Source organism: Kitasatospora sp. NPDC042419, from assembly GCF_056437345.1.
This window is the reverse complement of record NZ_JBWKAW010000028.1, coordinates 74,712-96,391: the sequence shown is the minus strand read 5'-3', so window position 1 is coordinate 96,391 and position 21,680 is coordinate 74,712. Positions and strand designations below refer to the sequence as shown.

At 77.4% G+C, this 21,680-nt stretch carries 13 protein-coding genes; 11 read left to right on the top strand and 2 right to left on the bottom strand.

The window, feature by feature from the left end:
- Positions 1 to 73: 73 nt before the first annotated feature.
- Complete coding sequence (locus tag AC067J_RS35255; protein ID WP_478306291.1) at positions 74 to 4,093, bottom strand: trypsin-like peptidase domain-containing protein; 4,020 nt, start codon at positions 4,091 to 4,093, stop codon at positions 74 to 76.
- Positions 4,090 to 4,596 (bottom strand): CU044_2847 family protein, encoded by a 507-nt coding sequence (locus tag AC067J_RS35250; RefSeq protein ID WP_478306289.1) that lies wholly within the window; start codon positions 4,594 to 4,596, stop codon positions 4,090 to 4,092. The genes AC067J_RS35255 and AC067J_RS35250 overlap by 4 nt, the downstream gene beginning before the upstream one ends.
- A 337-nt stretch (positions 4,597 to 4,933) precedes the next feature.
- On the opposite strand from AC067J_RS35250, the gene AC067J_RS35245 reads away from it, so the two are divergent.
- From AC067J_RS35245 to AC067J_RS35195, 11 genes are read left to right on the top strand one after another with little or no spacing between them, the layout of a single operon-like run.
- Positions 4,934 to 8,668 carry a CHAT domain-containing protein gene (locus tag AC067J_RS35245; protein ID WP_478306287.1) on the top strand — a complete coding sequence of 1,245 codons (3,735 nt, stop codon included), beginning with the start codon at positions 4,934 to 4,936 and terminating at the stop codon, positions 8,666 to 8,668.
- Positions 8,665 to 9,558: a hypothetical protein gene (locus AC067J_RS35240; protein ID WP_478306285.1), complete on the top strand. Its 894-nt coding sequence runs from the start codon at positions 8,665 to 8,667 to the stop codon at positions 9,556 to 9,558. The genes AC067J_RS35245 and AC067J_RS35240 overlap by 4 nt, the downstream gene beginning before the upstream one ends.
- Complete coding sequence (locus AC067J_RS35235) at positions 9,558 to 10,277, top strand: RES family NAD+ phosphorylase (protein ID WP_478306283.1); 720 nt, start codon at positions 9,558 to 9,560, stop codon at positions 10,275 to 10,277. The genes AC067J_RS35240 and AC067J_RS35235 overlap by 1 nt, the downstream gene beginning before the upstream one ends.
- The gene (locus AC067J_RS35230) at positions 10,274 to 11,059 is read left to right on the top strand and encodes a vWA domain-containing protein (RefSeq protein ID WP_478306282.1); all 786 of its coding nucleotides are present in this window, start codon (positions 10,274 to 10,276) and stop codon (positions 11,057 to 11,059) included. The genes AC067J_RS35235 and AC067J_RS35230 overlap by 4 nt, the downstream gene beginning before the upstream one ends.
- Positions 11,056 to 12,081 (top strand): protein phosphatase 2C domain-containing protein, encoded by a 1,026-nt coding sequence (locus AC067J_RS35225; protein WP_478306280.1) that lies wholly within the window; start codon positions 11,056 to 11,058, stop codon positions 12,079 to 12,081. Before AC067J_RS35230 ends, AC067J_RS35225 begins: the two co-directional genes overlap by 4 nt.
- A complete protein-coding gene (locus AC067J_RS35220) occupies positions 12,072 to 13,244 on the top strand; it encodes a protein kinase domain-containing protein (RefSeq protein ID WP_478306278.1) in 1,173 nt (390 codons plus the stop codon). The genes AC067J_RS35225 and AC067J_RS35220 overlap by 10 nt, the downstream gene beginning before the upstream one ends.
- Positions 13,241 to 14,314, top strand: a complete 1,074-nt coding sequence (locus tag AC067J_RS35215) for a 4Fe-4S single cluster domain-containing protein (RefSeq protein ID WP_478306276.1) — start codon at positions 13,241 to 13,243, stop codon at positions 14,312 to 14,314. The genes AC067J_RS35220 and AC067J_RS35215 overlap by 4 nt, the downstream gene beginning before the upstream one ends.
- Positions 14,311 to 15,921 (top strand): hypothetical protein, encoded by a 1,611-nt coding sequence (locus AC067J_RS35210; RefSeq protein WP_478306274.1) that lies wholly within the window; start codon positions 14,311 to 14,313, stop codon positions 15,919 to 15,921. Before AC067J_RS35215 ends, AC067J_RS35210 begins: the two co-directional genes overlap by 4 nt.
- Entirely contained in the window at positions 15,918 to 18,266 is a 2,349-nt protein-coding gene (locus AC067J_RS35205) for an AAA family ATPase (RefSeq protein WP_478306273.1), read from the top strand. Before AC067J_RS35210 ends, AC067J_RS35205 begins: the two co-directional genes overlap by 4 nt.
- Complete coding sequence (locus AC067J_RS35200; RefSeq protein ID WP_478306271.1) at positions 18,266 to 20,497, top strand: Hsp70 family protein; 2,232 nt, start codon at positions 18,266 to 18,268, stop codon at positions 20,495 to 20,497. The genes AC067J_RS35205 and AC067J_RS35200 overlap by 1 nt, the downstream gene beginning before the upstream one ends.
- A complete protein-coding gene (locus tag AC067J_RS35195) occupies positions 20,498 to 21,679 on the top strand; it encodes a TRAFAC clade GTPase domain-containing protein (RefSeq protein WP_478306269.1) in 1,182 nt (393 codons plus the stop codon).
- The last annotated feature ends 1 nt before the right edge of the window (position 21,680 follow it).

Sequence of the window (21,680 nt, the reverse complement as noted above, 5' to 3'; positions counted from 1 at the left end):
TAAGTCCAGGGCCCCACGCGGACGACCCGCGCGGACGACCCGCGCGCCCGCGCCGGCGGGCGCCCCGCCCTCCCTACCCGCCGCCGCCGCCGGGCAGGGACGCGGCCGGGCGGTCGTCGACACCGTGCAGTTCCCGGTAGAGCCAGGCCGCCTTCACCGGCGGGTGGAGGGTGCCGGAGACGAGCAGCGCCTCGGCCTGCCGACGGGCCTCCCCGTCCGGGACCGTGCCGTCCCGGTGGCGGGTGAGGAGGTCGCGGAGCCGGTCCAGCTCCTCACCGGCCGAGGGCTCGGCCGGTTCGGCCTCGCCGGGCGGCGCCTCCTCACCAGCCCTGACCGGCCGGTCCGCCCGGCCCAGTTCACCGGGCCTGGCGCCGACCTCCTCCCACTCCCCGTCACCCGTCACGAGGACGTCCGGGAAGAGCCGGACGGCGGCCCGCCGCAGCAGGACCTCCGGCCGCAGCTGCACCGGCACCTCCGCGTCGTCCGCCCCCGGCGCGCTCTCCACCCGGAGGGTCCGCACGGCACGGTCCAGGGTGAATCCGGCGTTCCGATGGGCCCCGGCCCGCATGTACAGCGCGCTCAGCCCCACGAGGCCGTCGAGTGCCCGGCCGGTGGCCCCCACCGCGAGGCAGTGGTCGACGGCGGCATTGCGGAGTTCGGCCGCCGACGCGAGGTCGCCCGCCGCCTCGGCCGCCTCGGCGGCAATGGTGCAGCAGGTCCCGGCGTCCAGCCGGTAGTCCTGCCGCTGCCAGCGGTCCGCCGTGTCCCGGGCGGTGCGGACCGCCGCCCCGAAGTCGCCGGCGAGCAGCTCGGCCCGCCCCAGGTCGTGCCTGGCGGCGGCCTGCTGGTACGCGGTGCCGTGACGGTCGGCCAGCTCCACCGCGCGGCGCCCCCAGGCGAGCGCGGCGGCACCGTCGTCCATCCGCAGGGCGATCAGACAGTTGTTGGCCGCCACGGGAACCGCGGACCGCTCGCGTCCGAGCCGGTCGAACCCGTCGGCCGACTCGACGCCCGCCTCCAGCGCCTCGGCGAACCGCCCCTGCTCCCACCGGAGCAGGCTCAGCCGGAAACGGCCCTCGGCCGCCCGCAGGCCCAGTCCGTACGCCTCGGCGATCCGGATCGCCTCCCGGAGCGAGTCGTCCGCCGCGTCGAGGGCCTGCTTGGGCACCAGGGTCTCCGCGTTCAGCAGACAGGCCTTCACGGCCTCCTCCGGCTCCCCCGCCTTCAGGTGCAGGGCGACCCGGGTCGCGTTGATCGCCAGGATGCCGTCGAGTTCGCCGCGCGCCAGGGCGAGGACGTGCAGACCGATCGCCAGCCGGGTGGCGAGGTCGAGCCAGTCGTGCTCCCGGGCCAGCCGCAGCGCGTCCTCGAAGCGGGCCGGGTCGAGATCGCCGGCCTGCCCGCCGTCCGCGGCCCCGTCGGTGACGTCGGCGACGGCGTCGCACAGGTAGGCCACCGTCCGCCGCCGGAAGTCCCTTACGGCGTCCGGCTGTTCCTCCTCCGTGAGGCGCTCCAGCGCGTACAGCCGGACCAGGTCGAAGAGGGTGAAGGTGGCGAGCAGCGGCCGGTCCGGAACCCGGACGATCTCCTTCCCGGCGAGGCTCCGGTCCGCCAGCCGGTTGAGGAGGAGCTCCTGGCGCAGCGGCGGGGCGTCGAGGCCGTGGCCCAGCTCGGGCCCGGTGGTCGCCGCGCCCGGAGCGGCGGCGGTGAAGCGGAACACCCGCCGGGCGGGCCCGTCCAGCGCGTCGTAGCTCAGGCCGATGGCCGCCCGCAGGGCCCGGTCACCGGCCTCCAGGTAGTCGAGCCGGGTGGTCTCCTCCTCCAGGACCTGCACCAGGTAGTCGAGGTCGAGGTCCGGATCGCTGGTCAGCCGGGCCCCGACCATCCGCAGGGCCATCGGCACGTCGTCGCACAAGTGGGCGAGCAGGTGGAGCGGGCGGTGGTCGGCCACCTGCTCGTCGCCGCACCAGGACAGCACCCGGACGGCCGCGTCCCGGCGCAGCGGGCCCACCGTGAAGACGAGTCCGGGGTCGGCGTAGCCCTGCTTCCGGTCCCGCGAGGTGACGATGACCGCCCCGCCCGCGGCGGCCCTGGCGAGCGGCGCCACGTGGGCGGCGTCCCGGGCGTTGTCGAGGACCAGCAGGACGCCGCGGTCGCTCAGGGCGCCGGTGAAGGCGGTGAAGAGGTGGGCGTCGTCCATCGCGCCGGAGCCGAGGTCGAGTCCGAGTGCCTCGGTCACCACGCGGACGACCGTCCGGGCGTCCCGGCACAGGCCGGGCTGCAGGCCGAACAGGTCGAGGTGGAGGACACCCCCGGGGAAGTCGGGAGCGAGCCGGCGGGCGACCTCGACGGCCACGGCGGAGGTGCCGACACCGGGCCGACCGGCCAGGAAGGCGGTGGCACGCCCGTAGCGGGCGTGGCGTCTGCGCAGCGCCCCGACGATCCGGTCGACCAGCTCCTCGCGCCCCAGGAAGCACGGGTCCGGGTCCGGCAGCCGGGCCAACTGGGCTGCCACGGAGGCGATGTGCCGGTGAGCCACGGTGCCTTCGGCGCCCCGGAGGCCCTCGATACCGCCGGTGGCGCCCTGCCCACCGGGGGGCGCGCCCGTGGCGGCGGCGGCGCCGGGGGCGGAGTCGTCCTCCGGTTCCGAGGCGGGGCCGGTGAAGACCACCAGCGCGGTCGAGGTGCCGCGCAGCGGCGGGAGCTGCTCCGTCACCGCGGCGAGGAACGTCCGCAGACCCGGCCCGCTCGCGCTCCCGGTGCCGGTGCCGGTGCCGGTCAGGGCTGCGGCGAGGTAGCGCCGTCCGGTGGCGGACAGCCGGGCGAACAGCGGCTCGTCCAGCGCGTCGACCAGGGCGGCCCGGAACGCGTCGAGCAGGGCGGGCAGTCGGTCCGCACCGTCCGGCCCGGCGGCCGCGTCGGACGGTGCGGACGCGTCCGGCGGGGCCGGTGCGGCGAGCGGGACGAGCCAGAGGCGGCGGGCCTCCTCGTGCTCGGGCAGGGCCCGCAGCAGCACCCGGGGATCGAGCCCGTGCCGGCGCAGCCGGCGGCGGAAGGCCCAGCACAGGTCGGACACCTCGTCCGGCCCGCCGGCGAAGGTGCCCCCGCCCGCGGGCGGGTCGACGAGGGTGTCGGCGGCCCGGCGGAGCAACTGCTCCAGGACGACGACGATCCCGCCCGTGCCGCGAGCGGCCTCGTCCAGCGCGGCCAGGACCTGGAAGACCTCCAGCGCCGCCTCGAACGGCCCGGCCGATTCGCCGGCCGGGCCGGTCGCGCCGTCCGCGTTCGGTCCGTTCGCGTCCGCGTCGCCCGGGCGGCCCGGGCGGGCCACCCGAGACGGCGCACCGGCCGCCCACCCCGCCGTCACGGCGGTCGCCGCGACGGCGTTGACCCGGTCGGTGAGCACCACCTGGGTGTGCAGGGCCAGGCCTGGGACGGTGGCGAGCAGCTCGGCCAGGTCCTCGGTCCGCGCGGCCCAGACCGTGTCCCGCAGCCAGCCGTCCAGGCTGTTGTACCGCGCCGAGACCACGCCCACCACCAGGTTGTCGCGGATCCGCAGCACCGGCGCACCGCTCATTCCGGGCACCACCGAATCGGCGCTGAACCTGCCCAGGGACACCTGCCGGTCGGTCAGGGTGCCGCCCTGCCAGACGCCCGGGGCGTCGAGGTGCCGGTAGTCGCGCCCCGGGTCGACGACGGTCGGCACACCCGTCACGAAGACGCCCGTCCGGAGCTCGACCCCGTCGGTGGGCAGCAGGCCCGCGACGGAACCGGCCAGCGGTTCGGCGCAGCGCAGTACGGCCAGGTCCCAGACCGGCCCGGTCGCCACGACGTCCGCCGCCCGGGCACCCGCCGGGACACCCGTCAGGGCGCCCGCCGGGTCGCCGGACGGACCCGCCGACGGATCGGCGAGCGGGTCGATCAGCACCCTGCCGCCGACCTCGGCACACCCCAGGGCGGCCAGCACGTGCCACGCGGTGACGATGACGCCCGGGGCCACCTGGAAGCAGGTGCCGACCGGTTCACCGGCCGGGTCGAGGATCCGCCCGAGCGCCCCCGAGCTGCGCGGCTCCCGGTAGGCGGCTGCCGTCACGCCTGCTCCGCCGGCCCGGTCGGCGCAGCGGTCCCTCCGGTCCCGTCCGTCCCGTCGGTCCCGGAGCCGTCCGAACCCTGACCGCCCTGAACGCCGTGAGGACCCTGGGTGGCCTCGCCCTCGCCGTCAGCGTCGGACGCCGACGACTCCCCCTCCCCCGGCGCCGCGGGGCCGGCCTCGCCACCTCGCCGGTAGGTCAGCTTCACCTTCAGCGTCGCCTGCCCCGCCGTGCTGGCCATCAGGACCGTGCCCTTGGCGGAGAAGCTGAGGCCGAACTCGACCTCCATCTCGTCCGGCCGGGCGGCCCGCCGACCGGCCCCCTCGATCACCTGGACCGTGGAGGCGGCGATCTCGACGATGGCCTGCTGAGCCCGGGCGAAGGCGTCCCGCACCTGCTCGGCGGAGTCACCGAGCCGTGAGGTGCCCTGCGTCCCGGCCACCGGTACGGTCTCGACCTCCAGGACGGCTTCGCCCACCTGGACCGTGATCGGAATCCCCGCCAACACCCGTGCTCCTGATCATTCGTCAGTTCTCCGGAACGGCGCTCACCCTACTGCCCCCGCCCGCGCCGCTGCCGGTGATTCCGTGAGAAGCCCGGCCGCGCGGGTGCGCCCACCGGGCGGAGCGGGACGCGGTCGCGGACCGGCCGTCGGACGCCACCGCACCCGCCCCCGTCCGGCCCGTGCGGGGGGGCGGATCCGCCGGTCCGGGGGCGCTCGCGGGCGGAACGCGGTCGGTTCCCGGTTGAGATCCGGTCGCCGGGCCCGAGCGGGGTTCCGCCGCCCCCGGGGCGGGCCATGATGTGGACGCCACGAGGCGCACGGACGACGGAGCCGCATCATGACGCTTGGTCAGAACGATCTTCCAGAGCCACAGTTCACGGACGGCAGCGGCCTGGCCGGGGTACGTTCCTGGGCCCTGGACGCGACGGGGCGGACCGAGGCGCTGCTGCTGCCCGACCCGTCCGGGCCGCCCCGGCCGCGGATCGACGACCCGGTGGCCCACGACCGGCTGATCGGTGAACTCGGCGAACTGGAGGGGCTGCTGGGACCGGACGAGCCGATCCGGCCGATCCTCGCGGCGCGCCTCGGCGGCCTGCTCGCCGTCCGCCACCTGCGCCGCGGCGACGAACCCGCCGACCGCACCCGCGCCTTGCGGCTGCTGCGCGAGGCACGGGCCTGCGCGGTGCCGCCCACCGGCTGGGAGGCCCACCGGACCGCGCTGTACCTCGCCACCCTGCTGTTCCCGAAGCCGGCCGTGGATCCCGCAGGCACGTCGAACTTCTCCGCCCTGGTCGGCTGGCAGCTGGAGAACCTCGGCGCCCTGGACGCCGGCGGTCCGGAGATCACCGAACTGCGCGGACTGCTGGACGCCCTGCGGGACGCCCGGCTGCCCGCGGAGCTGCGCGCGCAGCTGGACGGCATGGCCACGGTCCTCGGCCTGGCCCAGGGCGGTGTCACCGACTTCGTCGCCGGCGTCGGACCGCTGCTCGACGCGCTGCCGGCGGACTTCCCCGGCCTGCAGCAGATGCGGGTGCTGATGAGCCTCATCCCCACGGCCGCGCCCACGGTCATGCCCACGGCCGCACCGCCCGCCACCGCCCCGGTCCCCGTCGTCCCGGTCCTCGCCGAGCCGGTCCCCGTCACCCGGGCAGCCGCGGAACCCGCGCCCGCCGAGCCGGCCTCCACGGAACAGGCACCCACGGAACCGCCCGTCGGCGACCCGCCCAGACCCCGGCCCCCGCTCGGGGCGGAGGCCGAGCGCGAGGAGTTCGAGCGGTCCATGGCCACGGCGCTCGCCATGGTGGAGATGACGTTGCCGGGCTCCCTCGCGCCGGAGCAGCTCGCCCGGCTGGCGCAGCGGGTCCGGACCGGCCGGAGCCACGGCACCGGCGATCCCGCCGACACGGCGCAGGACGCGCTGACCTACGCCATGGCCACCCTGGTCCCCGCACTGCAGCAGCGGGACCAGGGCCTGATCGCCGACGTCCTCGGCGCGCTGCGGCAGGCCTCCGACGGGATGCCGCCCGGCAGCGACTGGCACCAACTGCTCGGCGCCGTCGGCCCCGCCGTCCTGTCCGCCTCGCAGTACCTCGGCGGGAACCTGCTCGACGCCGAGGCGGCGGAGCGGCGGCTCGGCGAGGCGCTGGGGCAACTCGTCTCGCTCCCCGGCTCGTTCACCGCCCAGGTCCGGGTCGTCGCCGCGGCCCAGCGCGGCCACCGGCTCCGACTCGCCGAGGACCGGGCGGGCGTCGAGTCCTGCATCGCGGAAGTCCTCGCCGTGCGGGAGGGCCTGCCCGACGGCGACGACGCCCTGGGGGTCACACTGCTCATACTCGGGATGCTTCACCAGGACCTCTGGAGGCTGACGCACGAGACGGAGACCCTGCGAGCCGGACTGCGGTCCATGGACGAGGGCCTGCGCCTGCTGGAGGGCACGCCCGGCGACGGCGGACTGTTGGAACCGCTGCGGCTCAACCTCGCGGCGATCCGCGCCGGGATCGACGGCGACCTGGAGCTGCTCCGCGACTCCCTGGAGCGTGAACCGTCCGAACACCCGGCGAGCCTGCTCAACCCGCGGGGGGCGGGACTGCCGCTCATCGCGTTCGCCAGCCATCTCAAGGCCGAACTCACCAAATCGCGGGCCGACCAGGACCGTGCCGTCGAGGACCTGGAGGGGGCCCGGCGAGCCGCGTCGGGCACCGGCGCGTGGCAGCACGCCGACCTGCTGTGGGCCCTGGCCGAGGCCTACCGCAGGCGCGGCGACGCCGCCGCCGGCGACCAGGCGGCCGCGGCTCAGGCCATGGTGGAGTCCTTCGAGGTGCTGACCGCCGACGTGCTGCTGGAGGTCGGGGCCGAGCACCGGCTGCTGAGGGCGCGCGACGGGTCTTCGCGCGCCCTCGAAGCGGCCTGGTGGGCCGGCTCCCAGGGGCAGGCCGAACGCGCGGTGACCATGCTGGAGCTCGGCCGGTCGATGGTCCTGCAGGCGGCCGCGGCCTCGGCCGAGGTGCCCGAACTGCTGGCGGCACGCGGCCACCAGGGGCTGGCGGACGCCTGGCGGCAGGCGGAGTCGGACCGGGACGGCGGCGCCGAGCAGCCGGTCCCGAGCCTTTTGCGGCGGCGGGCCCTGAACGCGCTCCGGGGCGGCCCCGGGCTGTTCGAGCCGCCGACCCTGGCGGAGCTGTCCGCCGGACTGCGGCCGGGCGAGACCGACGCCCTGGTGTACGTGCTGCCGGGCGCGGAGGGGACGCCCGGCATGGCGATCATCCTGGGGCCGGACCTGGAGCCCGGGGTCCTCGCCCTGCCGCAGCTCTCCCTGGCCGGACGCGCGCCGCTGGAGGACTTCCTGGACGTGTCGGCGGAGCGCTCGCGGCTGCGCCGGGCCACGGAGGCCTGGAGCGCCGACGCCGCCGACGCCGCCGACGCGGTCGAGGCCCGCTGGGAGCGGTCGCTCGCCGGGCTGTGCGACTGGGCCTGGCCGGCCGTCGTCGGTCCGGTCCTCCTCGGCATCGCCGAGCGCCTGGAGGCCAACCCGGACCGGCACCGGGGACGGCCCGGTCCACCCCGGTTCGTGCTGGTCCCCTGCGGCAACCTCGGCGCCGTGCCCTGGCACGCCGCCCGGCTGCCGGCGGGCTCACGGCACCGCTACGCGTGCGAGATCATGGTGCTGTCCTACGCGGCGTCGGGCCGGGAGTTCCTGCGGGCCGCGGCGCGCGAACGGCTCGCACCGGGCGCCCGCCCCGTCCTGGTGGCCGACCCGCGGATGGACCTGACCCAGGCCGAGCTGGAGATCCTCGCGCTCCGTGACGGCTATTACCCGGGGGCGGAACTCTACGGCGAGTACTACGAGTTGGACGGGGAGCCGGCAGGCCCGGGGACGCCGGAGGAGATGCTCGCACTGCTCCCGGGCGCGGACGCGCGGCGGCCGCTCTCGCTGCTGCACATCGCCTCGCACGGCTCGGCCGGTGTCCGGCCGACGGTCTCCGCGCTCAGCCTCGCCGTCCCCGACCCGGTGCACGCCACCGCCGAGGGCGCGAACCCCCCGGCCGGCGCCCCCGACCCGGGCATGCTCACCGTGACCCGCCTGCTGGACCGTCCGGCCGGGACCGGCGGCCACCGGGCCGGTCCCCTGGTGGTGCTGAGCGCCTGCGAGACCGACCTCTCCACCCGCGACCACGACGAGGCGCTGACCCTGGCCACCGCGTTCCTGGCGAGCGGCGCCAAGGACGTCGTCGGTTCGCGCTGGACGACCCGGGACGGTGCGTCCGCCCTGATGATGGCGGTCTTCCACCACCACGTGGCGGTGACCGGCCTCAGCCCGGCCGACGCGCTGCGCGCGGCCCAGCTCTGGATGCTGGACCCGCACCGGGAGGCTCCCGAGGGCCTCGGCGGGGAGCTGCGGCGCGCGGTGGCGCATCCCCACCTCGACCGGCTGCCGGTCTGGGCGGCCTTCATCCACCAGGGCCACCCGGGGGCCGCGGACGGCACGCCGGGCCGGCCCGCGGCGACGGCAACAGCAACGGCAACGGACCCGGCTGCAGCCACGGCCACGACGCGGCAGGAGGGGACGGAATGAACCCGGAGGAACTGCTGGCACTGGTGCGGCAGCACTGGGCCGACATGCGGGCCATCCTGGACGACGCCCACTACGGACTGCTGATCGTCCGCCTGACCGCGCTCGCCGAGGCGCAGGGCGACGAGCGGAGCACCCGGCGGGCCTTCCAGGGCGTCAGGCTCGTCCTCCTGTCCCTGCCGCTGGACCACCCGGTGCGCATGGCCATGGACTCGACGCGGCTGGTCGCCGCCGGCCCCCGGCCGCTGGCCTCGTCGGCCTCGTCGGCCCGGGAGCTGCTGGCCTGGCTCGCGCAGACGGACGCCGCGGCGGAGTTCGCCGCGGCCACCGCGGAACCGGCCCCCGGGCACGCCCCCGGCCACGCCCCCGGCCGGACTCCCGAGCACCCGGCCGAGGCTGCGCCGGACGCCCTGCCCGGCACCCCGCCGGGAACCGCGCCGGACACCGCCGGGATCATCGCCGCCGTGCAGCTCCGTCTGCTCGCCGCGCCCTCGTTCGGCCGTGCCGAACTGGCCGCTCGCGGCCTGGACGCGCCCGCCCTGGCCGGCGCCGGCCTGCTGATCCGGCTGGTCGACGAGACGGGCGAACCCCGGTACCCCGCCTTCCAGTTCGCCGCCCCGCAGCCGGCTGCCCACCCGGGCGCCGACGACCCGGACCCTCCCGGCCACGACCATCGGCAGCACGGCCACCGGCCCCCCGACCACCACCCCGGCCCGCTGCCGGTCGTCGCGCGGATCAACCGGCTGCTGCTGGCCGAGGCGGACCCCTGGGGGGCCGCCGACTGGTGGCTCGCCGGAAACAGCTGGCTCGGCGGCACCCCGGCCGCACTGCTCGGACTGGTCTCGGACGAGCTGCTGACCGCGGCCGCCCTGTCCATGGTGGAGGGCGACTGATGCCCGCGTACCCCCCGCCCCGGGACTCCGACGGCTTCCGGATGCGCCCGCACCTGCGGACCCTGCCCGCCGGCACCGGCCTGTGGCGCTGCCACCGGACCGGACGCCCCGGCGCCGGCTTCAACCCGGTGCCGGCCGACTCCCACTTCGGCGGCAGCCGCTTCGACGGCACCATGGCCGACCCGTACTCCTTCCTCTACGCCGCGCCCGAGCCGGCCACCGCGCTCGCCGAGGTGCTGTTGCGCGCGCTGCCCTTCGACGCCGGCACCGGGATGCGCCTGGTCCCCTACCGGGCCGTCGCCCAGCGCTCGCTGACGGCACTGCGGACCACCGTCGACCTGTGCCTCGTCGAGCTGGTCACCGAGGAGGACCTCGCCGCCGTCTGCCAGGACTCCTGGCTGCTGGAGACCGAGGGCCCCGGGTACGCGCAGACCCGGCGCTGGGCCACGGAGCTGCGGTCCCGGGCGCCGGAGGCCCAGGGCCTGGTCTGGCAGTCCCGGCGGCACCGGCCGCGCCGCGCCCTGGTGCTGTTCGGCGACCGCTGCGGCGAGGAGGCGCTGAAGAGCGAGTCCGGGACCGGCCACGAGCTCGACACCCCGGACGGGGTCGCGGAGGTGAACCGGCTGTTCGCCCCGCTGCGGGCCGCGATCGTGCCGCCCGGTCCGCGTGCCGGCCACGCCGGCGGTCGCGGGGCGGCGGAGACGGTGGGTGCGCCGTGACGACGGACAGCGGCGCCGCGGGCGGCGGCATCGGGTTCGGGCGCGGCCTGGACGAACGACAGCCGGTGATCGTCCTGTTGGACACCTCCGCCTCGATGAACCGCCCCGTGCACGCCCCGCCGATCGCCGACCTCAACCGGGCGCTCGCCCACGGCCTCGACTCCATCCGGGCCAGGGACCGGCTGCGCTCCAGGGTGGAGGTCTGCCTGGTCGCGTTCGACTCGCGGGTCCGGGTCTTCGACCCCTCCGCGGGGGTCTTCCGCCCGCCGGGCGAGGCCGCCGACGAGGCGCTGTTCAGCCCGCTGGACGGGCTGCGGACGCCCGCCCTGACGGCGGGGGGCTTCACCTGCATGGTGCCGGCCCTGCGGTTCGCCCTGGACGTCGCGCGCCGGCGCCGGCTGGACCTCACGGCACGCCGGGTGCCGGCGCTGCGGCCGCTGATCTGGCTGATCACCGACGGCGCGCCGAGCGACGCGGCCGGCGTGCGGCTGGGCGCGGCCGAGCTCGCGGCCGCCGCCGAACAGCTGCGGCAGGCGGAGCGCGCGGACGAGTGCGCCCTCTTCGTGATCGGGGTCAAGGGGGCCGACCAGGAGACCCTGGAGCTCCTCGCGCCGCACGCCACCCACCTGCTGGAGAAGCTGGACTTCGGCCGGATCCTGGACATCGTGTTCCAGAGTTCGGACCGGGCCGGCCACGGCACGGCCGCGGAGATCTCCGAGCAGGTCGACGAGTACGCCGCGAACGCCCGCGCCCTGGACGACCTGGACGAGGAGTACCGGTGAGCGCCCCGATCGTGGCGGGCGCCGTGGTGCAGGGGACCGCGCACCTGGCGCGCGGGCGCGGCTGCCAGGACGCGTTCAAGGCGGTGTCCGGCCGCGGCGGCTCGCGGCCCGCGGGCCAGGGCGGACCGCCGCTCGTGCTGGCCGTCGCGGACGGCGCGGGCAGCCGCGACCGCAGCGCGCTCGGGGCGCACCTCGCCGTGGACGCGGCCTGCCGGCTGCTCACGGCCGACGTGCCGCCGGCGGACGGCGACGCGGCGGCCTGGCGGGAGTGGATCGGCGAGCGGTCCGTGGCCGTGCTGGACGCGTACCTGCGTGCGGTGCGGGCCGTCCTCGCCGCCGACCGCCCCGCCGGGGCTCCGCCGGGGCCGGCCGGTCCGGCGGATCCGCCGGGCACGCCCGACCTTCCCGGACCGGGCGGCCGCCCCGACGGGACCGGCGGGCTTGACCACCCCGACCACCCCGACCACCCCGACCACCCCGACCACCCCGACGCCCCGGACCACCCCGACCGCCCCGACCGCCCGGACGAGGGCGCGCTGGCCGCGACCCTGGCGGCCGCCGTGCTCCGGCCGCCCTGGGTGGCCCTCCTCTCCGTCGGCGACTGCTTCGCCACCGTCCTGACCCGCCCCGGCAGCGGCGGCACCGCCGGCGACCACGGTCCCCGCGAACGGTGCCGTCTCGTCCTGCCGCCGCACGCCCCGGCCGTCTTCCTCTCCTCCCCCGGTGCCCGCGGGCACCTCACCACCCTCGTCCTGCGGGAGCCCGACCTCAGCGGCGTCGTCCTGGCCACCGACGGCTGCGCGCCGCTCGCCCTGGACCACCCCTCCGTACTCGGGCTCCCGGACAGCCGGGGCCCGCTCGCCGCGCCGGACTTCTTCGAACCGCTGGCCGCCCTCCTGCGCGCCAACGGCGGCGACGCCGCGCCGCTGCGCGCCCTGCTCTCCGGCCCGGCGGCGGGCCGCAGCGGCGACGACCTGACGGTGCTCTGCGCCCTGCTACCGGACGGTGCCCGATGGCCGTGAGGGTGACGGCCGACGACGGCCGGCAGTGGTGGCTGACCGAGAAGATCGGGTGGGGCGGCGAGGGGACGGTCTACGCCGTGGAAGACGCCCCGGCGCTGGTCGCCAAACTGGTGCCGCGCCCGCCCGACCCGGCCGCGTACCGGGACCGGATCGAGCGGCTGGTGCGCCGGCGGCGCGAGCCCCGCACCGTCCGGCTGCTCAGCGGCGCGGGCGCCGGGGTGGCCTGGCCGCGGGTCCCGGTCACCGCGGTGCGCGGCGGGGTGCACGGCTACCTGATGGGCGACCTGCGCGGCCGGTACCGGCCGCTGGGGGACCTGGTGGGGACGGACGGCCGCCGCACCGGGCTGCCGGACGCCACCTGGGAGACCGCGCTGCGGGCGGCGGCCGGGCTGGCGACGCTGCTGGCCGCCCTGCACGCGGAGGAGTACGTGGTCGGCGACCTGAAGCCGGACAACCTCTGGGTGGACCGGTCCGGCGCGGTCGGGATCGCGGACGTGGACTCCTGGCAGTTCACCGACCGCGGGCGGGAGTTCGCCTGCCGGGTGCGCACGGCGGGGTACACGGCGCCGGAGGCGGTGGCGGCACCGGAGTCCGTACGGACCCGGGCGGGCGACGACTTCGTCCTCGCGGTCCTCGTGCACCAGTTGCTGATGGCCGGCCTGCACCCGTTCGCCGGCCTCCCCGGGGACGGCGGCCGCTACGTCTCGCTGGACGACAACCTCGCGCACGGGCGCTGCCGGCTGACGGACCGCCGGTCCGTCGCGCTGCGGGGGCCGCTGCCGCCGGCCGACCTGCTGCCCCGGCGGGTCGCGGCACTCCTGCGCGCCGCCTTCGGGCCCGGCGGGCGGCTGCGCCCGGGCGACCGTCCGGAGGCCTCGGCCTGGGCGTCGGCCCTGCACGCGGAACTGGCGGACGGCAGGCTGCGCGGCTGCGCCGCGAACGGGCGCCACGTGTACACGGCGGAGCGGCCGTGGTGCCCGTGGTGCGACCTCGCACGGCGCGGCCGGGAGGAGTACCCGGCCCAGCCCGGCGGGGCCGGGCCCGACGGGGCGGCGCCCGGCCGGCGGCCGCCCCGGGCGGACCGGACGACGGACACGGCGACGGACGCGGCGGCGCGCACGACCGGGGACACGACGGCACACACGACGGGGAGAACGGCATGACCGGAACGGACTCACGGCTCTCGGTGGCGCGCACCCTCGACCGGTGCAGCGTCCTCGGGCCCGGTCGGCGGGCGGTGCTCTGGGTCCAGGGCTGCCCGCTGCGGTGCCGGGGTTGCGTCGCGGCGGAGACGCTGCCGTTCACCGACGGTCCGGGCCGCCCGGTGGCCGAACTGGTCGACTGGATAGCCGGGTTGACCGGGATCGAGGGCGTCACGCTCTCCGGGGGCGAGCCGTTCGCCCAGGCCGGGGCGCTGGTCGGGCTGCTGGACGGCGTGCGGGCGGCGCGGCCCGAACTGTCCGTGATGGCGTACTCCGGCTTCCGCCACGAGACCCTGCGACGCGGCACCCCCGCGCAGCGGGCCCTGCTGAACCGGCTCGATCTGCTCGTCGACGGCCCGTACGTGGCCGCCCTCCACGCGGACCTGCGCTGGCGGGGATCGTCCAACCAGCGCGTCCACCGGCTGTCGCCGCGCTACGCGGAGCTGCCTGCGGAACCCGACACCGGCGCCGGGATCGAGTTCTCGGTCGGGCTCGACGGTTCGCTCGCCTGGGCCGGGGTGCCGGCGGTGCCCGGCTTCCGGGAGGAGGTCGAACGGCGCCTCCAGGAACGGGGGTTCGCCCTTCGCACCAGCACGCCACCCCTGCCACCGCCCCCGGGCCCGGACCCCTCGGCCCCGCCCACCGGGCGCCCGGACACCGGGGCCCCGCCGGCGCGGCCCCCTGCCGGCCGGACCTCACGGGCCACCGCCTCACGGGCCACCGCCCCGCGGACCGCCGCCCCGCACACGCCGACCGACCCGCACACCGAAGCACCGCCCACCAGCGGCCTTCCCACCGCCCGCCCGGGCGCGTCGCCCCCGCACCCCCCGACCGGCCGGGACGCCGACGCCCGAAACACCGACGCCGGAGACACCGCCGCGCGAAACGCCGACGGCCGACAGGCGGCGGGCCCGGACGACCGGCCCCCGCCGGCCGGCGGCCCGCACGCCGACGGCCCGCGTTCCCCGGCAGCACCGCGCACCAACGGTCCGCACACGCCGGGCCGGCACCACGAAGGAGGCGGACAGTGAGCGGATCACCGATGTACAGCAGCGTCTCGGTCGGCGCCTCGCGGCTCGCGGCCGAGGCCGCGAAGCGGCGGCGGCAGGCCGAGCGGCGGCGCCGGCTGGAGCAGGACCGGGCGCGCGAGCGGGCGCGCCGCGCGGCGGCCAGGGCCAGAGCCCGCGCCGAGGCGGAGCGCCGTGCCGCCGCCCGGGACAAGGCGAAGAAGGAGGCCGAGCGCCGGGAGCGGGAGCGCAGGGCGAAGGCGATGGCGGAGGCCGACCGCCAGGAGGCCGAGCGCCGCGAGCGGGAGGAGGCCGAGCGGGCCGGGCGGGTCGCGGCCGTGCTGCGTGAGCAGGGCGCGGCGGCAGCCCGCGGCCTGGACGAGGTGGCGGTCCTCATCGACACGGCGCGGACGGCGGCCAACCCGGACGCCGTGCAGGAGCTGTCCGACCGGCTGACCGATCTGCGGACGCGCGCACTGCACCAGCCGGACGCCGCGCTCGGTGCGGAGGTCGAGGAGCTGCGCGGCCGGGCGGTGGCGCTTCGGCCCGGGAGCCGCGACCACGGCCGGCCCGCCGAGGCCGGACAGGAGTACCAGATCGCCACGCTGGAACGCCAGTTCGCCGCGGTCGCCGAGACCGGAGCAGAGGTCGACGCGGCCGGCGGCCACCGGTGCGCCGAGCTGCTGCGCGACCTCCGGCAGGCACTGATGGACCGTCAGACCCTCAGGGTGGAGGCCCTTCTGGGCACCGCCGAGCACGAACTGGCCCGCCACACGGCCGCCGTGCAGGCCGCCCGGGCCGCCGCCCTCGCCGACGCCGCCCGGCGACTGGCCGACGAACGGCACCGCAGGTCGCGGGAACAGGCCGCCGAACGGCAGCGGGAGGCGCAGCGGCGCGCCGCCGAACTCCAGCGCGAGGCACGGGAGAAGGCCGCCGAGCGGCTGCGGCTGGAGGCCGAACGGCAGGCCGCGGAGCTGGCGGCCGAGCTGGTGGAGGCGGCGGACCGGCTCGCCGTGGTCGAGCAGACCGCGCGCGACGCCGCCCGGGACGCCGCCGACTTCGGGGAGACCGAGCTGCAGGGGCGACTCCTCGCCGCCGTGCACCGGGTGACCGGCGCGCTCCGCGCCTCCTGGGGCGGGACGGCGCTGACCGCCGTCGCGGAGCTGGAGCGGCTGCTGCCCGAGGCGGAGGCCCGGCTGGACGAGCTGCTGCTGGCGTACGAGCGGCGCGCCGAGCTGGCCGGGGTCCTCAAGGCGGCGATGGCCGGCGAGGGGCTGGCCTTCACCGGCGGCGGCGACCTGGGGCAGGAGCTCGTGCTGGTCTTCGAACGCCCGAACGGTGCCCGTTACGAGACGAGCGTCGGCAGCACCGCCGACGGCACCGCCGTCCTCAGCTACGTGGTGGAGGGCGAGTCGGACGTCGTCGTGGTGCCCGAGCGCGGCGAGGTGACCTGCGACCGGACCGAGGCGCTGCTGGACCGGGTGCACGAGGCGATGGGCGAGGACGGCTACCACCCGGGCGAGCTGGACTGGGACGGCAAGCCGCCGCGCGGCGGGGCGGCGCGCGGCGGGAGCAGCGTGAGCGGCGGAACGAGCGGCAGCGCCAACGGCATGACGCGGGGCGCCACATGAGCGGCCGGGACGAGGCCGGAGCCGGCACCGGGGGCGGCAGCGGCAGCGGCAGCGGCAGCGGCAGCCGGAGCGTGGCCCGGGCCGAGGCGCCGCTCTGGGTGGCGGCGCTGCGCTGGGAGCTCCGGCGCGGCCGCCAGGTGATCCTCACCGGGCAGGTCCGGGACCGCTGGTGGTGGCGGGGCCGACCGGTACCGCTCCGCACCGTCCTCGCCCACGCGCTGCACGGCTGCGGCGCCGACACGGTGGCCTGGTGGGACCCGGTCGGCGGTCTGGTCTTCCCGCTCGACGGCGACCAGGCGCGTTTCGAATCACTGGACCAGCGTCAGCCCGCGAGGGCTGACGCCGCACGGCCGGCCACAGGGGAGCCGGCCGCGCCCCCCGGTCCGGACGCCACCCGGCGTCCGGACCGGGGCCCGGAACCGGGCCCGGGGAACGCCGGAGATCCGGCGTGGCCCCCGGCCCGGGCCGACGAGCACACGACCCGTCGCGGCGGGCTCCGGCGGGCGGCCTCGGGCGACCTCTTCACGGCCCGCCCGGCCCGCCGGCTGGCCGCGGTGGACGACGCGCTGGCCGAGGCCCACCGGCTGGCGGCCTCCCCGCAGGCGGCGGTCGCCTTCGTCTTCGAGGACGTCGACCTCGCCCTGCCGCTGAACGAGGCCTCCTCCGTCCAGGGCTACCTGCGGCTGCGCGCGGCCATGTCCGACGCCGCCACCCCGGTGCCCCGCGCGGCCGCCGGCCGGGCCGCCACCGCCGCGGGAGCCGGCACCGGCACCGGCGCCGCGAGGACCACCGACCCGAAGGCCCCCACCCCGCACGGATCCGTCCCGCACGGATCCACCCCGCACGGATCCGCCCCGCACGAGCCGGACGCGGTGGCCGCCGGCGCCCCCGCCGTGCCCCCGGCGGCGGCCCGCAACGCGGTGGTCGCCGTCGTCGGCGACCTCTCCCGGCTGCCCGCCTGGCTCTACCGGGAGGACCCGCGGACGGTGGTGCTGCACATCGGCCCGCCCGACCAGGCGGAGCGCCGCCGCTGGTTCGCCATGATCGGCCGGGAGTTCAACGGCGCGGCGGACGCCGGCCCGGCGGAGTTCGAGGCCCTGGTCGGCGCCACCGACGGCATGGCGGGCTGGGAGCTGGACGCGCTGGCCCGGACCTCGCACATCCGCCACGTCCCGGTCCGGGAGCCGGGCCGGCTGCTGGAGCGCCACCGCATCAACGTCAACGTCGATCCCTGGAGCCAGATCGACCGCCGCACCGTCGCCGAGGCGGCCGGGGAGCTCGGCACCCGGGTGATCGGGCAGCGCACCGCCGTCGACGCGGTGGTGGGCGCCCTCCAGGCGGCCTACGTCGGGGTGGGCTTCGGCGGCTCCGGGGCGGCCCGGCCGCGCGGCTCGTTCTTCTTCGTCGGCCCGACCGGCGTCGGCAAGACCGAACTCGCCAAGTCGGTCGCCCAGTTGATCTTCGGTGATCCGAGCGCCTACGCGCGTTTCGACATGAGCGAGTACCAGCAGGAGCACGCGGCCGAGCGCCTGGCCGGGGCGCCGCCCGGCTTCATCGGCTACGACCAGGGCGGCGAACTCACCCGGCGGGTGCGGGAACGCCCGTTCAGCGTGCTGCTCTTCGACGAGATCGAGAAGGCCCACCCGGCGGTGCTGGACAAGTTCCTGCAGATCCTGGAGGACGGCCGGCTCACCGACGGCCAGGGCCGGACGGCGTACTTCTCCCAGAGCCTGATCATCTTCACCTCCAACACCGGCGCGGGCGGTCTGCCCGCCCTGCTGGCCGAACACGGCGAGGACCTGCCGTACGAGGTGCTGCACCGTCACTTCACCGGCGCGGTGGAGGAGAAGTTCCGGGCGATCGGCCGGCCCGAGATCTACGGCCGGCTCAAGCCCGGGGTGGTGGTCTTCGACATGCTGCGCACCGAGCACGTGGTCGGCATCGCGGACCGCCTGCTCGGCCAGCTCGCCGACTCCCTGCACGAACGCCACGGGGTCGAGCTGGTCCACGACCTGAAGAGCATCCACCCCTGGATCACCGGGCGGATGGCCGACCCCGAGCGGCAGGCCTACGGCGGGCGGCAGATCCGCAACGAGTTCGAGCCCGTCCTGGCCGCCGTGGTCCGGTACGTCATCGGGCAGGAGCCGCCGAGGGGGAGCCGGATCCGGCTGGGGATCGCCGACGACGGCACGGTCCGCATCACGCCCGACACCACCGCGAACGGGGACGAGGACGGGCACGGGCACGGGATCGGGCACGGGATCGGGCACGCGGGCGCTGACGCGCACGGGTACGGGTACGGAACCGGGACCGGTAACGGGAACGGCGACGGGGGGACGTGCTGATGCACGGCATCGACCTGGGCGACAGCTACGCCCGCATCGCCTGGCCGGGCCCCGACGGGGTGCCGGTGGTGACCGGCGCGACCGACGTCCCGGCCACGGTCGACGTCACCGACCCGGCCGGACCCCGGCTCGCCCGGGCGGCGGGCGCCCGGTCCGCCCGCGACCTGCTCTTCGCGGGCGCCGCCGACCGCCCGCCCGCCGCCCCGTACGGCACCGACCCCCCGGGCGAGGGCCGGCCCCCGGGCGGCCCGCTCCGGCCGGAGGCGCTGACCGCCCTCGTCCTGGCCGCCCTCACCCGGCGCAGCCGGGAGTCCGGCGGCGGTGACCCGCAGGAGGTGGCACTCGCCCTGCCCGCCCCCGGCGGCGCCGAGCAGGCGCTGCGACGGGCCGCCGAGCAGGCCGGGCTGCGGGTCGGCATGGTGCTGCCCGAGTCGGTGGCCACGGCGCTGCACTACGGCGCGGTCCGCGAGGGCGTCAGCCTCTCCGTCCTGGTGTACGACCAGGGCGCCACCAGCTCGGACCTGACGCTGCTCGCCGTCGACGGCGACCGCACCGTCCGCGTCCTGGAGACCGTGTCCCGACGGCTCGGCGGCGACCACTGGGACGCGGCGATCGCCCGGGAGCTGCTGCGCCGGCTCGGCTCCCCCGGTGCGCCCGTCGGGCCGTTGCTCCCGCTCGCGGAGCGGCTCCGGCTCTCGCTCGGCGGAGCGCCGGAGGCCTGGCAGCGGGTCCGCTGGGAGGGCACGGACCACGAGGTCTCGCTCGACCGGGAGACCTTCGGACGGCTGGTCGAGCCGCTGCGCGAGCAGGCCGCGGACGCCGTCGGCACGCTGCTCGACACCGCCCGGGAGCGCGACGGGGACGTCCCGGGCACCCTGCTGCTGGCCGGCGGGCTGAGCGCCACCCCGGGGACGGCCGAGTGGTTCGAGGAGCGGTTCGGACTCACCGTCCGGTCCCGGGACCCCGGGGCCGCGGTGGCCGGCGGGCTGGCGCTCACCGGGGAGTTCGGCCTGCTCCGGGTGTTCACCGGCCACCCGGCCGCCAGACCGCGGCCGGCAGGGGGCGACCCCGATCCGCGTTGGCGGGACGACGGGTTCGACCGGCACGACGGACAGGACGGGTACGACGGACAGCACGGGTACGACGGGCGCCGGGCCGCGGCGGCGGAGCACGAGGTGAAGGACCCCTGGCCCGGGGAGGGTGAGCACGAGGAGACCCGGCCCGGGACCGCGTGGTCCGGGGAGCCGCGAACCGACGAGCCGTGGCCCCAGGAGCCGTGGCCCGGGGCGGCCACGCCGCCGTACGGGGAGTCGCACCAGCCTCCGGCCGGACACCCCGACCCGACTCGCACGCATGCCCCGACCGACCCGAGCACCACCTACGACCCCACCGACCCGACCGACCTCACCGACCCGACCGACCCCACCGACCCGAGCAATACGTACGACCCCACCGACCACGCCGGCGCCCACGAAGCGCCCCGTCCCGGCGAGCAGGCGCCACCCCGCACACCGCCCGAGCCCCCGCCACCGGAACCGGCACCGGCACCGGCACTGCCCACGCCCGCCGGCCAGGCCCTCCACCCCGTGCCCGTCCGGCACCTGCGCGCCACCCGCCGCGACGACCACCTCCTGATCGTCTGGTCCTGGCCCCCCGACAGCCGCCGGGCCCGGGTGCGCTGGACGCTGGACGCCCCCGACCCCACCGGCCTCCCGCAGGCCGGGGACGTCCGCTGCGGCCGCCGGTCCTACCAGCACGACGGCGGCCTCGACCTGCGGGTGGGCCGCGGCGCCGTCACCGTCACCGTGGAGGCGCTCACCCCCCACCCGGCCGAGCCGCTCGCCGAACCCTCGGCGCTGCTCCTGCCCGCCCGGCCGCCGCTGGTGCGCTACGAGGCCGCCGTCCGGCGCGGTCTGCGCGGCCGGACGGCCCGGCTGACCTTCGTCGCCGACACCTCCTGCGAGCTGCCCGCCCTCCAGGTGGTGCACGGCCTCGGCCGGATCTGCCCCGGCAGCGCCGCGGACGGCACGGTGCTGCGCGAACTGCCCGCCCACCGGCTGGACGCGCGGATCCCGTTCACCGTCGAACTGCCCTTCCCCGCCACCCGGGGCGCCTCCTGGCTGGTCTGCCTGCCGCTCGCCCCGGCCGACCCGGACGACCCGCCCGCCGGCCCGGGCGGCCCGACCGCCGAACTCCGTCCCGCCTCCCTGCACCGACTGAAGGTGACCTGAATGGCCGCCGGCCTCGCCTGCCCCTACTGCTACGAGACCTTCACCGCCCGCGAGATCCGCTTCCGGTGCAGCGGCCGCACCAGCCGCACCGGCCGGCGCTGCGCCTTCGAACGCGATCCGGTGCTCGCCGAACGGACCGGCCGGCGCGGCGACGTGGGCCCGGTCTTCCGCGCCGACGGACGGAAGCCCACCGCCCCCTGCCCGGGCTGCGGGGCCGACACGACGTACCGGATCTGCCCGGTCTGCCACAGCACGCTGCCGGTCCAGTTCGGCATGGTCGCCCACCGGCTGATCGCCATGGTCGGCGCCAAGGCCTCCGGCAAGACGGTCTACACGACCGTCCTGCTGCACGAGCTGATGAACCGGGTCGGCGCCGGTCTGGGCACCGCGCTGATGGCCTCGGACGACGAGACGATCCGCCGCTTCGGCAGCGACTACGAGGAGCAGCTGTACCGGCACGGCCGGCTGTTCCACGGCACGAGGACCGCGGCGGCCAACGACGGCCGGGTGGAGCCGCTGGTGTTCCGCTTCAGCCGCAGCCGCGGCCGGCTGCACCGCTCCCGCCCGCAGCACAGCGTGCTCTCCTTCTTCGACACCGCGGGCGAGGACTTCAACTCGCGCGAGAACGTCGAACTGAACACCCGCTACCTGGCGAACGCCGACGGCGTCATCCTGATCCTGGACCCGCTGCAGATGCCCGGCGCCCGCCCGCTGGCCCGGCCGGGCACCGTGCTGCCGGGGTCCGAGGGGGTCGACGAGCCGGTCAACGTGCTCAGCCGGGTGACCAACATGCTGATGGCCCGGCAGCAGGGCTCCTCCGGCCGGATCACCACCCCGCTGGCGGTGGTCTTCGCCAAGCTCGACGCCTTCTGGGACACCCTCGACCCCGGCAGCCCGCTGCGCGGCCACCCGCCGGCCGGGGACCGCTTCGACACCGCCGACAGCCTGGACGTCCACGAGGAGGTCCGCCGGCTGCTGAAGGAGTGGGAGGGCGTGCGGATCGACCAGGACCTGGAGAACAGCTACCGGCGCTACCGCTACTTCGGGGTCTCCGCGCTGGGCGCCGGGCCGACCCCGGACGCCCTGGTGGCGCCCACCGGCATCCAGCCCTACCGGGTCACCGACCCGCTGCTGTGGCTGCTCAGCGAGTTCGGGGCCGTGCCCCGCCGGGGGCGGGGGTGAC

What these genes read in the sequence shown, in the direction of transcription:
- AC067J_RS35245 (WP_478306287.1), top strand. Translation starts at nt 4,934, where the DNA reads ATGACGCTTGGTCAGAACGATCTTCCAGAGCCACAGTTCACGGACGGC.
- AC067J_RS35240 (WP_478306285.1), top strand. Translation starts at nt 8,665, where the DNA reads ATGAACCCGGAGGAACTGCTGGCACTGGTGCGGCAGCACTGGGCCGAC.
- AC067J_RS35235 (WP_478306283.1), top strand. Translation starts at nt 9,558, where the DNA reads ATGCCCGCGTACCCCCCGCCCCGGGACTCCGACGGCTTCCGGATGCGC.
- AC067J_RS35220 (WP_478306278.1), top strand. Translation starts at nt 12,072, where the DNA reads ATGGCCGTGAGGGTGACGGCCGACGACGGCCGGCAGTGGTGGCTGACC.
- AC067J_RS35215 (WP_478306276.1), top strand. Translation starts at nt 13,241, where the DNA reads ATGACCGGAACGGACTCACGGCTCTCGGTGGCGCGCACCCTCGACCGG.
- AC067J_RS35205 (WP_478306273.1), top strand. Translation starts at nt 15,918, where the DNA reads ATGAGCGGCCGGGACGAGGCCGGAGCCGGCACCGGGGGCGGCAGCGGC.
- AC067J_RS35200 (WP_478306271.1), top strand. Translation starts at nt 18,266, where the DNA reads ATGCACGGCATCGACCTGGGCGACAGCTACGCCCGCATCGCCTGGCCG.
- AC067J_RS35195 (WP_478306269.1), top strand. Translation starts at nt 20,498, where the DNA reads ATGGCCGCCGGCCTCGCCTGCCCCTACTGCTACGAGACCTTCACCGCC.